Genomic DNA, 14551 nt, shown 5'->3' with positions numbered 1-14551 from the left:
TATGGAGCAAACATGCAGGTCAAAGAGACGCTGAACGAAGGTCTGAAACGCGGCTATAACATCACCCTTACAGCCGCCGAGCTGGAAGCGAAGGTGACAGAAAAGCTGAAAGAAGCGCAGCCTGACGTGGAAATGAAGGGTTTCCGCAAGGGTAAAGTCCCTATGGCATTGCTGAAAAAGCAATTCGGCCAGCGTGTTATGGGCGAAGCGATGCAAGAAGCCATCGACGGCGCGATGAACGACCACTTCGAATCTTCCGGCGATCGCCCAGCGATGCAGCCTGACGTGAAAATGACCAACGAAGACTGGAAAGAGGGCGACGACGTCGAAGTCGAAATGTCCTATGAAGCGCTGCCAGCGATTCCCGAGCTGGACCTAAGCGGCATCGAGTTGGAGAAACTGGTTGTAAAAGCAGACGATGCCTCCATCGAAGAAGCACTGGCTTCCTTGGCGGAAACAGCTCAGGACTTCAAAGCGCGCAAGAAAGGCTCCAAAGCCAAAGACGGCGACCAAGTGGTCATGGACTTTGTTGGCAAGGTTGACGGCGAAGCGTTTGAAGGCGGTTCCGCCGAAGATTACCCGCTGGTTCTGGGCTCCAACTCCTTTATCCCAGGTTTCGAAGAGCAGCTGGTTGGCGTGAAAGCCGAAGAAGAAAAAGACGTAACAGTAAGCTTCCCTGATGATTATCAGGCAGAGCACTTGAAGGGCAAAGAAGCGGTATTCGCTTGCACCATCAAGGAAGTTAAAGAGCCTGTTGCCGCTGAAATCAACGACGAGATGGCGACCAAATTCGGTGCCGAAGACCTTGCCGCGTTGAAGGTTCAGATCGGTGAGCGTTTGGAAGCCGAATATCTGGGCGCCTCCCGCGCTGTGATGAAGCGTGGTCTGCTGGACGCGCTGGACAAAATGGTTGATTTCGATCTGCCACCGTCCTTGCTGGAAGCAGAAGCAGGTCAGATTGCCCACCAGCTGTGGCATGAAGATAACCCAGAAGTTGAAGGCCACGATCACCCAGAGATCGAAGCCACAGACGAGCACAAAACACTGGCAACACGCCGCGTGCGTTTGGGCCTGTTGTTGGCTGAGTTGGGTCAGAAAGCCGAGCTGGAAGTTACAGACGCAGAGATGACACAAGCGATCATGAATCAGGCGCGTCAGTACCCAGGTCAGGAACGTCAGTTCTTTGAATTCGTTCAGCAAAACCAGCAGATGCAGCAGCAGATGCGCGCACCAATCTTTGAAGACAAGGTTGTTGATCACGTGGTTGAGCAGGCAAAAGTCACTGAGAAAGAAGTTTCCAAGGACGATCTGCAAAAAGCTGTTGAGGCGCTTGAAGACGAGTAAGCCTCGTCCTTGCACCAGAGATAGAAAGGGCCGCCCTGTTGGGTGGCCCTTTTTCGTTTGGGGTCAGCCTGCCTTGAGGCCCGTTTCCACCAACATGCCGCGCCTCTTGGCCTCGTAATAATAGCCGCGCGCGTACCATTGGATCGCGGTGGCCTCATCCCCGTCTGATAGCAGCCACGCACCGCGCAGGTATTTCCCCGCAAATTCCAGATTGGTATCGGCGTTCAGCAGGTCATTCGGCTGGCCGCGAAACCCCATTGTCCGCGCCGTCTGTGGCAGGATCTGAAGCAAGCCATAATAGGGGCCATTGCGGGCCGCTGGGTTGTGGGTGCTCTCACGGATCGCAAGGCGGTGCACGAGACTGCGGGGGAGGCCGTAGTGGTCTGCCCAGCGGTTGATCGAGGCGCGCAGCTGGGGCGTCTCGTTGGGGAAGAGGGGCAAATCGGCTGGCTCTGGAGGGGTGTTTGGCGTCTTTGTGCTGCAAGCTGCTAGGCTGGCGAAACACAGGGTTAAAAACGAACGACGGGGGAGGTGGTGCATGACGATGTCCAAAGGAGTGGGTTTGCGTGGACATTAAGGGAGCAGAGAGCCGCGAAACAAGGCGCCGGCTTGGCGTGGGCATGGTTTCGCGTATAGATAGGCTATGCCTACCTATCCCTGTTGAGGGGCTTGGTTTGGCGGCGCCTCTATCAGATAGAAAAGTGAACATGCCAAGAATGACTGAAATTGAAACGATCTATTTCTACGCCCAAACGGATGATTACGCCGAGTTTTCCAATTTTGCGCCTTACGGTGTTGAGATGGACGACAAATGGTGGCGGACGGTCGAACATTACTTTCAGGCGATGAAGTTTCGTGACAGCGCCTATCAGGAAAAAATACGGGGGAGCGGCAAACCCAAAGCTGCCAAAGCTCTTGGTATGACACGCGAAATCAAGCTGCGGGAGGATTGGGAAGAGGTCAAAGACCAAATCATGCTGGAGGCTGTGCGCAAGAAATTCCAAACCCATGAGGTGCCCCGCCAGATGTTGTTGAACACAGGGCATGCAAATATCGTCGAGAATGCTCCGATGGATGCCTATTGGGGGTGTGGGCCGGATGGGGCGGGGTTGAACAAGCTGGGCAAGATTCTGATGGTTGTGCGTGATGAACTAACAAATGCCTGAGTTGAGGAGCCGCCAACGAAAAACGCCGCGCAAAATGCGCGGCGTTTGAATTTGTACAGAGACGTTAGACTTACTTGTCTGCGTCTTCCGCTGGTGCTTCTTCGTCGGAAGAGACAGCTTCGGCAAGATCGTCGTCGTCGGACGCGGCAGAGCCGATATCGTCGAACAATTCGGAAATCTCGAATTCTGCTGCTGCTTCTTCTTCTGCTGCCAGTTCCTGAATGGATTTACCAGCGGCCTGAAGTTCAGCTTCCTCGGGTGAACGGGCGACGTTCAGCTCGATTGTGGCTTCTACTTCTGGGTGCAGAACAACAGTTACATCGTGAACGCCCAAGTATTTGATTGGTGCGACCAGAACGACCTGCTTGCGATCAACGGTAAAGCCTTCGGCGGTTGCGGCTTCGGCGGCGTCCCGTGTTGTAACGGAACCATAAAGCGCGCCTGCGTCCGATGCGGAACGAATCACAACAAACTGTTGGCCGTTCAGCTTTTCGGACATTGCTTCTGCTTCTGCTTTCGTCTCGAGGTTTTGTGCCTCAAGCTGGGCTTTTTGGCCCTCGAATGCTTCTACGTTTGCTTTGGAAGCTGTCAGCGCCTTTTTCTGCGGGAGCAGATAGTTACGTGCGAAGCCTGGTTTAACGTCAACGACGTCGCCCATTTGGCCCAGCTTTGGAACGCGTTGGAGAAGGATAACTTGCATATTGTTTACTCCTTACTTCACTGCGTATGGCAGCAGGGCGAGGAAGCGGGCGCGTTTGATGGCACGGGCCAGTTCACGCTGCTTTTTCGCAGATACTGCGGTGATACGGGAAGGAACGATTTTGCCGCGCTCAGAGATGTAGCGTTGCAGAAGACGTGTGTCTTTGTAATCGATGGCCGGTGCATTGTCGCCCGAGAATGGGCAGACCTTGCGGCGGCGGAAAAATGGTTTTGCAGCCATGGGTTAAGTCCTTTTACTCAAGCTAAAATCAGCGACGCTCACGGCGCTCTGGGCGCTCGTCACGTTTTTGCATCTGAACCGATGGCAGGTCTTTGTGCTCATCGACTTTGATGGTCAGAACGCGCATTACGTCGTCGTGCAGACGCATCAGACGTTCCATCTCCTGCACGGCAGGTGCCGGTGCATCGGAGCGCAAGAAGGCATAGTGGCCTTTGCGGTTCTTGTTGATTTTATAGGCCATCGTTTTGACGCCCCAGTACTCGCTGTCTACGAGTGACCCGCCGTTGTCGGACAGGACTGTGCCAAAATGTTCGATCAGGCCTTCGGCTTGCGTGTTGGACAAGTCCTGACGCGCAATCATAACATGCTCATATAGCGGCATGTGTGCTCCACTTATTTCAAGGCGCATTTCATAGGCAGGGCGATGATCCTTTGCGGCCCCACCACGAGAGTCTGCGCGGTTAAATCGTCTAGCAAAGGAAGCCCCGCATATACACCGTTTGACGGTTTGTGCAAGCAGGCATGTCCGAGCGGAACATAAGATTTTATTAAATGCCGCGCGACCGCCGTGAGGGTGCCCCGTTTTAGTCCTTTTTCAACGTCAAACAAGGTGTTGAACGTACAAGGATTTTGCCATGACTTACGCCACCAACTCTTCCTTTGCGCCGGTACCGGCGATTGGTATTCCCTATCGGTTGAACGGCAACCGCTTGATGGGGCGTCTTGCGCAGCGCATGGGCGCGGCAACGATGATGTTTGTGGCATTGTTTGTTTGGCTTGCCCCTGGTGCGGGATGGGAAAGCGACATTATGCTGTTCAAGCTAATGGTTTCCATCATCGCGGCGTTTTTGTGTGTTGGTTTGTGGCAGGCAAGCTTGCCCCCCCTGCCGCCGATTGTGGAAATTGATGTCGCGGCTTGTGAAATCCGATTGGTCCGAGAGGGGGCACCTGCAGATCAGCGAATTCTTGAGCGCTGCGCTTTTTGTGATCTTCATCTGGTTGAACTAGAGGGGCGCCACATCACCTTCTGGGGGCACAGCAATCGTCTGCTGGCAGAGATCACGCTAAGCAATGCAACCGCCCATGCCTCCCTATTGGCGGCATTACGCTCAGCGGGAAAACTCCTTTAATTCAATATAGCTGGGCTTATGCGCTGTTGTTCACATGCGCGCACAAGGTGTTGATAGCTGCGGGATTGAGTTTTCGCAGGGGCGGGGCAATTATACCGCCATATTCAACATGGAGTATCCCCAATGAAATCTCTTGTAATGGCGGCTTTGCTGTCTGCTTCCGCGTCGATGGCGTTTGCCGCTGAAAAGTACACCCTTGATTCCAGCCACAGCCAAGTTGTGTTTTCTTATGAGCACTTAGGCTTTTCAACAACTTATGGCATGTTCTCGGGCTTTGAGGGCGAGATCATGTTTGATCAGGACAGCCCTGCAAACTCTTCCGTATCCGTTTCCATGCCGACCAAATCGATGTTCACCGGTTGGGAAAAGCGCGACAGCCACTTTATGGCTGACGACTTCTTTGGCGCGACTGACGAAGATGTGATCACGTTTTCTTCCACCAGCATCAAAGTGACAGGCGATGACACGGCCATGATCACGGGTGATCTGACAATGAACGACGTCACAAAATCCGTTGTGCTGGACGCCAAACTGAACCAAGTGGCGGACCACCCGATCGCGGGCAAGCCTTGGGTTGGTTTTAACGCAACCGCGACGTTGCTGCGTTCCGATTTTGGTGTTGGAAAATTCGCCCCCCACGTGAGCGACGAAGTTAAGGTTGTGATCTCTTTGGAAGCTGCAAAAGCTGAATAAGAAGCGATCAATCAAATAGAAAAGGGCCGCGGGAAGGATGCTTCCTGCGGCCCTTTTTTGTTATTGGTCCGCTGCCTTGGTTGCGGTGAGTTGCACAGATGTTTTCACCGCAAAGGCGAGTGAGCTTTCATCGGGCATATTCGCACCAATGCCAAAGTCGCGGCGATCCAGTGTCAGGTCGGCCTTCATATTTGCGGTATCGCCCTCAACGGACAGGTGGAAAGGCATCGACAGGGGGATTGTCTGATCTTTGATCGTCAATGTCCCCTCGGCCAAAAAACCATCAACACCAGTAATGATATCGGCTTTGAAAATGGCTTTGGTGAAGGTCTCGGCATCAAAGAAATCGGGTCCCATGGCCTGATCGGTCACCGAGCCGAGCGTGAGGGAGCCGATGGAGATAACCACCTCTACATTGCCTGAAGGGCCGCTGGGTACATCGGGGTCAAAGGCGATCTTAGCCGTCCAATCGGCAAAACGCCCCTCAACGGCCGAGCCGAACTGGGTCACGGCGATGTTGATGTCACCCTGTTGGACGGTCCAGTCAGAGGAGACCTCGGCCAAGGCGGCGGCCTGTGTGGTTGAGCCATGTGGCTGGTACAAGCCGCCCAAGCCACCGGCGGTTAGCGTGACTGCCCAGACCACAAACGCGCCAAGCAAGGGAGAAACCCCATGGCGGGAGGGGGGGAGGTCGGCCAATTCAGGTGCGCCGTTCAACATACGGCGCAAGGTTGCGTCCTTGTCGATGATTTGGTGTTTTACTGCGCCCAGAACATGCAGCGCGATTGTTGCGGCCATGACTTTGCCCAATACCCAGTGGGCCCCGCCAAACACGGCGGCGACAGTTTCTGATTTTGGCACCATTGGCAGGCTTTGCCCCAAGGGCCACCAGATAGGCGCAAAGCCGGTTGTGGCGGCGTGGTGAATCCAACCAGACAGCGGGACCAACATCAATGAGCCATAAAGCAGCCAATGTGCCACCTCGGCCAGAAAGGTCTCGGCCTTTGCATCTGGATGAAGGGGGGCGGGTTTTGGCTGGGAGATTGCCCAAAGGATGCGTGCAAGGGATACAAAGAAGACTGCGACGCCAAGCGTTTTGTGCAAGGAAAAGAACCATGCCTTACGGGTGAGCTCTTCGGAGGTGTCAAAAGGCAGGGCGTTGGCAACAAGGGCAACTGGGATCAAAGTGATTACCAGCAGCGCGGTAAGCCAATGGAGGGTGCGCGTAACGCTGCCGTATCGGGTGTGGGAATTGCGAATTGCCATGGGGGACTCCGGATTAGTTGATACGACTGTATCTAACTTGTCCTGCCTCGGGAACAATTGGCGTTTACGCAGAGGCAGTGTGCGCTCTTGTGACAGGGCGCGTGCTTCGTTACACCGATGCCGAACATTTTCAGGAGACAGTTCATGAGTACCGCATTCGTTTTCCCAGGGCAGGGCGCACAAACTATTGGGATGGGCCATGATCTGGCACAGGCCTATCCGGCAGCACGCGCTGTTTTTGAGGAAGTTGACGATGCTTTGGGTGAAAAGCTGTCTGCGCTGATCTGGGAGGGGGATATCGAGACGCTGACGCTGACCGAAAACGCCCAGCCTGCTTTGATGGCGACGTCTATTGCTGCGATGCGCGCGCTTGAGGCGGAAGGTATCGAGGTCAGCAGAGCGTCATTTGTGGCAGGGCACAGTTTGGGCGAATATTCGGCGCTATGTGCGGCGGGCGTTTTCTCGTTGGCGGATACGGCGCGTTTGTTGCGCACACGCGGTCGCGCGATGCAGTCGGCTGTTCCTGTGGGGCAGGGCGCAATGGCGGCGATCTTGGGGCTGTCTGGGGATGATGTGACGGCATTGGCGCAAGAAGCTGCTGGTGATGACGTGTGCCAGCTGGCGAATGAAAACGATCCGACGCAGAACGTTATCTCGGGCAGCAAGGCGGCGGTTGAGCGCGCAATCGACATGGCAAAGTCAAAAGGGGCCAAGCGCGCCTTGCCTTTGCCTGTTTCTGCACCTTTCCACTGTGCCTTGATGCAGCCTGCTGCTGATGAAATGGCCAAAGCTTTGGCCGGAGTTGAAATCAGCGCACCTGTGGTGCCTTTGGTTGCGAATGTTCTGGCCGAAGCGGTGTCAGAGGCTGATCCCATCGCTCAGTTGTTGGTCGAGCAGGTCACAGGCCGCGTGCGCTGGCGTTCCTCGGTCGAATGGATGGTGGCGCAGGGTGTGACCGAGTTTTGGGAAATCGGGGCGGGCAAGGCCCTATCGGGTATGATTCGCCGGATTCACAAGGAAAGCACCCTACGCAATGTTGGCGTATCTGCTGACGTGAAAGCTGCCGTTGAAGCCTAAGGTGCTCTCTCGACGCGCGCTTCTGATCTGTGCAGGCGCGGCCCTGTCCGGCTGTGGCGGGCAAATGCACGGGCTTCGCCGCAGGTTGGGTTTTGTCGTGGTGAACGAGCGATTGTTGCTGCACGGTGTTGTGGGCAGGCGCGCATTGGCCGAGTTTGTGGCCGTTCTGGCGGAAAACCCGCAGATCCAGACGATTGCCTTGCAAGATATACCCGACACGCGAGACGACGATGTCGTCATGGCTATGGGGCAGGAGATCCGGCAACGCGGCCTGAACACCGAGCTTCAAAGCGATAGCGACATCGCAGCGGGTGGCGTTTCGCTCTTTATCGCGGGAAAAGAGCGCCGGATGGTGAGTGGCGCTGGCATCCACTTAAGCAGTTGGAAAGACAAAGGCGTTGTCGGCAGTACCTTACCGAGAGAGTCTGATGCACATGAGAAGCGGCGGCAATACGTTGAGCAGATGCTCGGCTCGGACGCCTTTTACTGGTTTGCCTTGCAGGCAGCGCCAGAGGGCGGGATACATAAGATGAACGCGCAAGAGATTGTGCAATACGGGCTTTTGACGGAGCCTGTAAAAGTATGGAATGAAGAAGGATAAAATGATGTTTGATCTAACGGGAAAGAATGCACTGATTACGGGTGCATCAGGTGGCATTGGCGCCGATATTGCGCGTGCGCTGCATGCTCAGGGGGCTACCGTGGGTCTATCAGGGACGCGCACAGAGCCGTTGGAGGCTTTGGCCGCAGAACTGGGGGAGCGCGCCCATGTGCTGCCCTGTAACCTGAGCGATATGGAAGCTGTTGAGGCATTGCCGAAACAGGCGACCGAGGCGATGGGTTCGGTTGATATTTTGGTGAACAACGCGGGCATCACCCGTGACAACCTGTTTATGCGGATGTCGGATGATGAATGGCAGTCTGTTCTGGATGTGAACCTCACGGCGACGTTCAAACTGTGTAAGGGTGTCATGCGCGGCATGATGAAGGCCCGTTCAGGGCGGATCATCAATATTTCTTCTATCGTCGGGGCCACGGGGAACCCTGGGCAGGCGAACTATGCGGCATCCAAGGCTGGCATGATCGGCATGTCCAAAAGCCTGGCCTATGAGGTTGCCAGCCGTGGAATCACGGTGAATGCGATTGCGCCGGGTTTCATTGCGACAGCGATGACGGACAAGCTGACCGATGATCAAAAATCGGGAATCATGACGCAAATTCCGGCTGGTCGGATGGGCACTCCAGATGAGATCGCAGGGGCTGTTGTATATCTAGCCAGCGAGCAAGCGGCCTATATTACAGGGGCGACCTTGCATGTGAATGGTGGCATGGCCATGTTATAGACGCGCTTGGATAAGCGTTTGCGTACCCCGCATCATATGCTAAAGGGGGCGCAGGAAAACCAGACAGGCGCTTGATCGTGTCCTGTCCCTTGTGCAAACAAGGAAACGAGCCGCCCTAATTCGGGGCACCGTCTGACGCCGTGTTTTTGTGCGGTTGGCAGATACCCAAAAAGGGGCCAGTTGGCCCGATGAGTGAGGACTATAGTATGAGCGACGTCGCAGACCGCGTTAAAAAGATCGTTGTTGAGCACCTTGGTGTTGAAGAAGATAAAGTAGCTGAAAACGCTTCTTTCATTGACGATCTTGGTGCAGACAGCCTCGACACTGTCGAGCTGGTAATGGCATTTGAAGAAGAATTCGGCATCGAAATCCCCGATGACGCAGCTGAGAACATCCAGACTTTCGGCGACGCGGTAAAGTTCATCAAAGAAGCCTCCTAAGCGGCTTTTGGCCGGGGCTTCTCGGCGATAAAATTCTTAAAACGGCGCCTTCTTTTGCAGAACGGCGCCGTTTTTGATTCTATCGGTATTTTTGGCTTGTTCCCTTTGGCGGGAGGCGGCACTTGTTGGGGATCAATTGAATTCTACAGCAGAAAGCAGCCGCCTGAATGTCTCGTACCATTCCGACAATTAATACCCCTCGCGTTACGTTGCGCGGTATGCGCCCCGAAGATTTTTCCCGCTTCGCCGAGATTTGGGCGATGCCTGAGGTGGTCACTCATATCGGTGGGAAACCGCGGGCTAAATCTTTGAGCTGGGACTCGTTTTTGCGCAATGCGGGGCATTGGCAGATTGTGGGGTTCGGGCAATGGGCGGTGCAGATTCACGGCCATTCTGAAATGGCGGGGCAAAGCGGTTTTTTCTACGGCTCTCGTGGTTTGGGAGAGGATTATGATCCGTTCCCCGAGGCGGGGTGGTTGTTGGATCCGTCATTTCAGGGGCAGGGGTTTGGGTTGGATGCTGCAACGGCGGCGCATGATTGGTTTGATCGGGTGATCGCGGGGCGCACGGTTTGTATGCTGGCACCTGAAAACGAGGGTTCTTTACGGATTGCAAAGGCTTTGGGGTATGAACCGTTTCGGGAGGAAACCCTAGAAGGGGATACTGTTTTGCTGATGTCCAGGAATGGCCCGCCTGTTTAAGCGGTTTCGGGAATCTTCCCTTGTTTGGGGGGTATTCCTGCCTGTTGGTACCCTGAGACTTGAATATTGTCCTGAGGGCAAGGTATAGCCAAGTCTAAGCAAATATTACACCAAAGGGCAGAGCATATGCGCAGAGTGGTCGTTACGGGATTGGGTTTGGTCACGCCATTGGCTGACGGAGTTGAAGAAAGCTGGAAGCGGATTTTAGACGGGAAGTCCGGCGCGGGGCCGATTACGGTTTTTGACCCGAGCAAGGTTATCACGAAATATGCCTGCGAAGTGCCATTGGGAGACGGCACCGACGGCACATTTAACGCCGATAGCTATATGGCGCCAAAGGATCAGCGTAAGGTTGATACATTCATTCTGTTTGGTTTGGCTGCTGCGCAGCAAGCGGTTGAAGACGCGGGTTGGATGCCTGAGGACAAAGAGAGCCTTGAGCGCACGGGTGTTCTGATTGGTTCAGGTATTGGCGGTTTAAATTCCATCGCAAACACAGCCGTTATGATGGCCGAGAAGGGCCCCAAGCGGGTTAGCCCCTTCTTTGTGCCGGGCGCGCTGATCAACCTGATCTCGGGGCAGGTTTCGATTAAATACGGTTTCAAAGGGCCGAACCACTCGGTTGTGACGGCCTGCTCGACCGGCGCGCACGCGATTGGCGATGCAAGCCGCCTGATCCAATATGGTGATGCGGATGTGATGGTTGCGGGTGGCGCAGAAGCGGCCATTTGTGAGATCGGCATCGCGGGCTTTAACGCTTGTAAGGCGCTGAGCACCAAAGGCGAAGATGATCCACAAAAGGCAAGCCGCCCTTATGACAAGGACCGTGATGGTTTTGTGATGGGCGAAGGCGCTGGGATTGTGGTTCTGGAAGAATATGAGCACGCCAAGGCGCGTGGCGCAAAGATTTACGCTGAGGTGATCGGCTATGGCCTGTCCGGCGATGCCTATCACATCACGGCGCCGTCTGAAGATGGTGAGGGCGGCGAGCGTTCCATGCGTGCAGCCCTGCGCAACGCTGGTAAAGAGCCTAAGGACATTGATTACATCAACGCGCACGGTACCTCTACGATGGCGGATACCATCGAATTGGGCGCTGTTGAGCGGATGCTGGGCGAGCATGCAAGCTCGGTCACCATGTCGTCGACCAAATCGGCGACGGGCCACTTGCTAGGCGCTGCTGGTGCGATTGAGGGGATTTTCTCGATCCTTGCGATCCGTGACCAAATCGCGCCGCCAACGATCAACCTTGATAACCCAGCGGTAGAGACAAAGATTGATTTGGCGCCGAATGTAGCGGTAAAGCGTGAGATCAACGTCGCGCTGAGCAACTCATTCGGGTTTGGCGGTACAAACGCCAGCGTATTGTTTGGGAAGGTCGAATAATATGTGGCGCCATGTTGCGGCTAATGCTTTCACCTTTTTGATGGTGGGGCTTTTCCTGCTGGGCGGGCTGATCATGTGGGGCAAGGGGCAATATGATGCCCCTGGGCCGTTGACGCAGGCTGTTTGTGTGCAGGTAGCAGGCGGTAGCAACATGCGCCGAGTCAGTGAAAATCTGGCGGAGCAGGGGGCGGTTTCATCGGCCTCTATTTTCCGCATTGGCGCTGACTATGAGAAGAAATCCAGCAAGCTAAAAGCTGGCAGTTTCCTTGTTGAGCCGGAAGCCTCGATGAAAGAGATCGTCGATGTGATTACACGCGGTGGCGCCAGCACTTGCGGTACCGAGATCGTGTATCGCATCGGTGTAAACCGCGTGAGCATTCAGGTCCGTGAGTTGGATCCGGCGACAAACCGTTTTGCCGAGCTTGCTCAATTCACGCAAGGTTCAGATGAGGTGCCTGCGGAATACACGCAGATGCTAGAGCAGTCTGACGTGCGGTTCCGGATCGCAATGGCCGAAGGCGTGACCAGCTGGCAGGTTGTAAATGCGATTTCGGGCATGGACATCATGGAAGGCACGGTCGCTGAAACGCCTGCGGAAGGGTCATTGGCGCCAGACAGTTATGAGGTGCGTAAAGGGGATGATCGTGCAGCATTGATTGCGCGTATGCAGGACGCCCAAGAGCTGCTGGTGGCTGCAGCATGGGAAGCGCGCGCAGATGATCTGCCGATTGACAGCCCTGAAGAGCTGTTGATCCTTGCTTCACTTGTGGAAAAGGAAACGGGTGTTGCAGATGAGCGCAGACAGGTTTCCAGCGTATTTGTGAACCGTTTGAACCAAGGCATGCGTTTGCAAACGGATCCGACGGTTATTTATGGCATTACGCGCGGTGAAGGTATTCTGGGCCGTGGGTTGCGTCGCAGTGAGTTGCGCGCGGAAACGCCTTACAACACCTATGTCATTCCGGCCTTGCCTCCGACACCGATTGCAAACCCGGGGCGCGCCAGCCTGATGGCAGCCGCGCAACCGGATGAGACGCCATATATCTTCTTTGTGGCCGATGGTACGGGCGGTCACGCCTTTGCGGTCACGCTGGATGAGCACAACCGCAATGTCGCGGTGTGGCGTCAGATCGAGGCGGATCGGGCTGCCGCGGCGGAAAACGGTGACAACAACTAGTGTTGCACCGACCGTGCGTTGCGGCAGCGAACGGCTAACAATCACCTGATATACAAATCTCATGCTAGGAGATTTGGGACACGGCCCTAACGGATAGTTGGGGCCGTTTTTCATTTTTTTCGATTGGAGGAATCCAAGCGAAAGGACCGAGAACAGATGAATGTCGAGCCGGTGCCACAGTTCGACGAGCTTGCGCAAGCGGAGGCCATGTTTGCCTCCGTGCAGCGGACGCTTGCCGAGCTAAGAGAAGCATTAGAGAGCCTGAAGGAACAGGCCACAACCGGAGAGGAAATCGATGCAACAGCAGCGTCAAAGACCGTAAGCCAATTGGCTGAAACGGTTACGCGTTGCCAAAAAGCGGGGCTAATCCTGAATGACTGCCGAAATAAACAAGCGGGAATCGCGCGAGGGGGATATGCCCTCGATCTCGATCAGGCGCGGGCTGAAATCGGGTGCAAGCTGGATCGGCTCCGTTGCGCCATCGGTTCAGGAGAAGTTCCTGAATGAGCTGGAGGAGGGAGAGCTTCGTGCTCTCCCTTACCTGTTTGAATTTTGGGCGATGGCGCATCAACTGCCGCCTGAGGGGGATTGGCGGTCGTGGGTGATTATGGGAGGGCGCGGTGCGGGGAAAACCCGCGCGGGCGCTGAATGGGTTCGATCGGTTGTCGAGGGCGCGCGCCCTTTGGATGCGGGCCGGTGCCGTCGCGTGGCGCTGGTGGGCGAGACGATTGATCAGGTGCGCGAAGTGATGATTTTTGGCGATAGCGGTATCTTGGCTTGTTCGCCAGAGGATCGCCGCCCAGATTGGGAGGCAACGCGCAAGCGGCTGGTGTGGCCGAATGGGGCGGTTGCCACGGTGCATTCCGCCCATGACCCCGAGGGGCTGCGAGGGCCGCAGTTTGATGCGGCGTGGGTGGATGAGATTGCGAAATGGAAGAAGTCTCAGGACACGTGGGACATGTTGCAGTTTGCGCTGCGCTTGGGGGATCATCCGCAGGTTTGTGTAACGACGACACCGCGCAATGTTGGTGTGCTGAAGCAATTGTTAAAATCCCCATCTACCGTGGTCACTCATGCGCCCACTGAGGCGAACCGCGCGAATTTGGCGGCTTCGTTTCTGGAGGAAGTCCGCGCGCGCTATCGCGGGACGCGCCTTGGGCGGCAAGAGTTGGATGGTGTGCTGCTAGCGGATGCCGAGGGCGCGTTGTGGACATCGGAGATGTTGGAGGCAGCGCGGGTGAGCAAGATGCCCGCGCTGGATCGCATTGTCGTCGCTGTGGACCCTGCGACCACGTCTGGTGCGTCATCGGATGAATGCGGGATTGTGGTGGCTGGGGTGCAGAGCAGTGGCCCTCCGCAAGAGTGGTGCGCCTATGTTCTTGCCGATTGCACGGTTTCGGGATTAGGGCCGAGTGGTTGGGCGCGGGCCGCTATTCAGGCGATGGAGCGTTTCGGCGCGGATCGCCTCGTCGCTGAGACAAACCAAGGCGGGCAGATGGTACAGGAGGTGATCCGTCAGGTTGATCCTTTGGTGCCATATAAGGGTGTTCACGCCAGCCGCGGCAAGGCGGCGCGCGCCGAACCAGTCGCGGCGTTGTATGAGCAGGGGCGGGTCAAGCATGTTGCCGACCTAGATGGGTTAGAGGACCAGATGACGCGGATGACGCGCCATGGCTATGAAGGCGGCGGATCGCCTGACCGCGTGGATGCGTTGGTTTGGGCGTTACATGAGCTCATGATTGAACCCGCAGCCAAGTGGCGGCAGCCGGGGGTACGTTCATTATAGGTGTGATGTAGGGGGGCTTTGGCCTCCCTTTTTTGTTTGTGCGGGTGTTGCGCGGCCAGCGTTCGCATTGGTTCGGCAGCGTTAAACAATTGGTGAGAGATT

Annotated in this window: 18 protein-coding genes; 13 read left to right on the top strand and 5 right to left on the bottom strand. The window is 55.8% G+C overall.

The genetic code is table 11. The features are described 5' to 3' along the window. Positions 1 to 12: 12 nt before the first annotated feature. Positions 13 to 1344: a trigger factor gene (gene tig / locus Z948_RS0101740; protein ID WP_025057855.1), complete on the top strand. Its 1332-nt coding sequence runs from the start codon at positions 13 to 15 to the stop codon at positions 1342 to 1344. A gap of 63 nt (positions 1345 to 1407) precedes the next feature. Here tig and Z948_RS0101735 read toward each other — a convergent pair whose 3' ends face one another. After that, complete coding sequence (locus Z948_RS0101735; RefSeq protein ID WP_025057854.1) at positions 1408 to 1884, bottom strand: lytic transglycosylase domain-containing protein; 477 nt, start codon at positions 1882 to 1884, stop codon at positions 1408 to 1410. A gap of 176 nt (positions 1885 to 2060) precedes the next feature. Between Z948_RS0101735 and Z948_RS0101730 the strand changes: the two genes are divergently transcribed. Beyond that, on the top strand, positions 2061 to 2510 hold the full coding sequence (locus tag Z948_RS0101730) for a riboflavin biosynthesis intermediates N-glycosidase (protein WP_025057853.1): 450 nt from the start codon (positions 2061 to 2063) through the stop codon (positions 2508 to 2510). Between the two features lie 70 nt (positions 2511 to 2580). On the opposite strand, the gene rplI is transcribed toward Z948_RS0101730, so the two are convergent. From rplI to rpsF, 3 genes are read right to left on the bottom strand one after another with little or no spacing between them, the layout of a single operon-like run. After that, entirely contained in the window at positions 2581 to 3210 is a 630-nt protein-coding gene (rplI, locus tag Z948_RS0101725) for a 50S ribosomal protein L9 (RefSeq protein WP_025057852.1), read from the bottom strand. Between the two features lie 12 nt (positions 3211 to 3222). Continuing rightward, positions 3223 to 3450, bottom strand: coding sequence for a 30S ribosomal protein S18 (gene rpsR, locus Z948_RS0101720; protein WP_005852865.1), 228 nt, complete (start codon positions 3448 to 3450; stop codon positions 3223 to 3225). 28 nt (positions 3451 to 3478) lie between these two features. Further along, complete coding sequence (rpsF, locus tag Z948_RS0101715) at positions 3479 to 3832, bottom strand: 30S ribosomal protein S6 (protein ID WP_025057851.1); 354 nt, start codon at positions 3830 to 3832, stop codon at positions 3479 to 3481. A gap of 253 nt (positions 3833 to 4085) precedes the next feature. Between rpsF and Z948_RS0101710 the strand changes: the two genes are divergently transcribed. Together Z948_RS0101710 and Z948_RS0101705 are read left to right on the top strand one after the other, a co-directional pair. Beyond that, positions 4086 to 4580: a hypothetical protein gene (locus Z948_RS0101710; protein WP_025057850.1), complete on the top strand. Its 495-nt coding sequence runs from the start codon at positions 4086 to 4088 to the stop codon at positions 4578 to 4580. A gap of 123 nt (positions 4581 to 4703) precedes the next feature. Then, on the top strand, positions 4704 to 5273 hold the full coding sequence (locus Z948_RS0101705) for a YceI family protein (protein WP_025057849.1): 570 nt from the start codon (positions 4704 to 4706) through the stop codon (positions 5271 to 5273). 60 nt (positions 5274 to 5333) lie between these two features. Here Z948_RS0101705 and Z948_RS0101700 read toward each other — a convergent pair whose 3' ends face one another. Beyond that, on the bottom strand, positions 5334 to 6539 hold the full coding sequence (locus Z948_RS0101700) for a cytochrome b/b6 domain-containing protein (RefSeq protein ID WP_025057848.1): 1206 nt from the start codon (positions 6537 to 6539) through the stop codon (positions 5334 to 5336). A 144-nt stretch (positions 6540 to 6683) separates the two neighbouring features. Here Z948_RS0101700 and fabD point away from each other — a divergent pair, with 144 nt between their 5' ends. From fabD to Z948_RS0101655, 9 genes are all read left to right on the top strand, one after another. Continuing rightward, a complete protein-coding gene (gene fabD / locus Z948_RS0101695) occupies positions 6684 to 7616 on the top strand; it encodes an ACP S-malonyltransferase (RefSeq protein WP_025057847.1) in 933 nt (310 codons plus the stop codon). A gap of 1 nt (position 7617) precedes the next feature. Next, positions 7618 to 8217 (top strand): hypothetical protein, encoded by a 600-nt coding sequence (locus Z948_RS0101690; RefSeq protein ID WP_156023493.1) that lies wholly within the window; start codon positions 7618 to 7620, stop codon positions 8215 to 8217. 4 nt (positions 8218 to 8221) lie between these two features. Further along, the gene (fabG, locus tag Z948_RS0101685) at positions 8222 to 8959 is read left to right on the top strand and encodes a 3-oxoacyl-ACP reductase FabG (protein WP_025057845.1); all 738 of its coding nucleotides are present in this window, start codon (positions 8222 to 8224) and stop codon (positions 8957 to 8959) included. 206 nt (positions 8960 to 9165) lie between these two features. Further along, the gene (locus Z948_RS0101680; protein WP_025057844.1) at positions 9166 to 9399 is read left to right on the top strand and encodes an acyl carrier protein; all 234 of its coding nucleotides are present in this window, start codon (positions 9166 to 9168) and stop codon (positions 9397 to 9399) included. A gap of 167 nt (positions 9400 to 9566) precedes the next feature. Further along, positions 9567 to 10100 (top strand): GNAT family N-acetyltransferase, encoded by a 534-nt coding sequence (locus tag Z948_RS0101675; RefSeq protein ID WP_025057843.1) that lies wholly within the window; start codon positions 9567 to 9569, stop codon positions 10098 to 10100. A gap of 126 nt (positions 10101 to 10226) precedes the next feature. Beyond that, positions 10227 to 11486, top strand: a complete 1260-nt coding sequence (fabF, locus tag Z948_RS0101670; RefSeq protein ID WP_025057842.1) for a beta-ketoacyl-ACP synthase II — start codon at positions 10227 to 10229, stop codon at positions 11484 to 11486. A gap of 1 nt (position 11487) precedes the next feature. Further along, on the top strand, positions 11488 to 12663 hold the full coding sequence (gene mltG / locus Z948_RS0101665) for an endolytic transglycosylase MltG (RefSeq protein ID WP_025057841.1): 1176 nt from the start codon (positions 11488 to 11490) through the stop codon (positions 12661 to 12663). A gap of 156 nt (positions 12664 to 12819) precedes the next feature. Next, positions 12820 to 13170, top strand: coding sequence for a hypothetical protein (locus tag Z948_RS19010; protein WP_025057840.1), 351 nt, complete (start codon positions 12820 to 12822; stop codon positions 13168 to 13170). After that, entirely contained in the window at positions 13079 to 14449 is a 1371-nt protein-coding gene (locus Z948_RS0101655) for a terminase large subunit domain-containing protein (protein WP_174416578.1), read from the top strand. Before Z948_RS19010 ends, Z948_RS0101655 begins: the two co-directional genes overlap by 92 nt. Positions 14450 to 14551 lie beyond the last annotated feature (102 nt).

The sequence above is a fragment of the Sulfitobacter donghicola DSW-25 = KCTC 12864 = JCM 14565 genome (genome assembly GCF_000622405.1).
GTDB lineage: Bacteria > Pseudomonadota > Alphaproteobacteria > Rhodobacterales > Rhodobacteraceae > Sulfitobacter > Sulfitobacter donghicola.
This window is presented reverse-complemented; position numbering and strand designations above follow the sequence as displayed.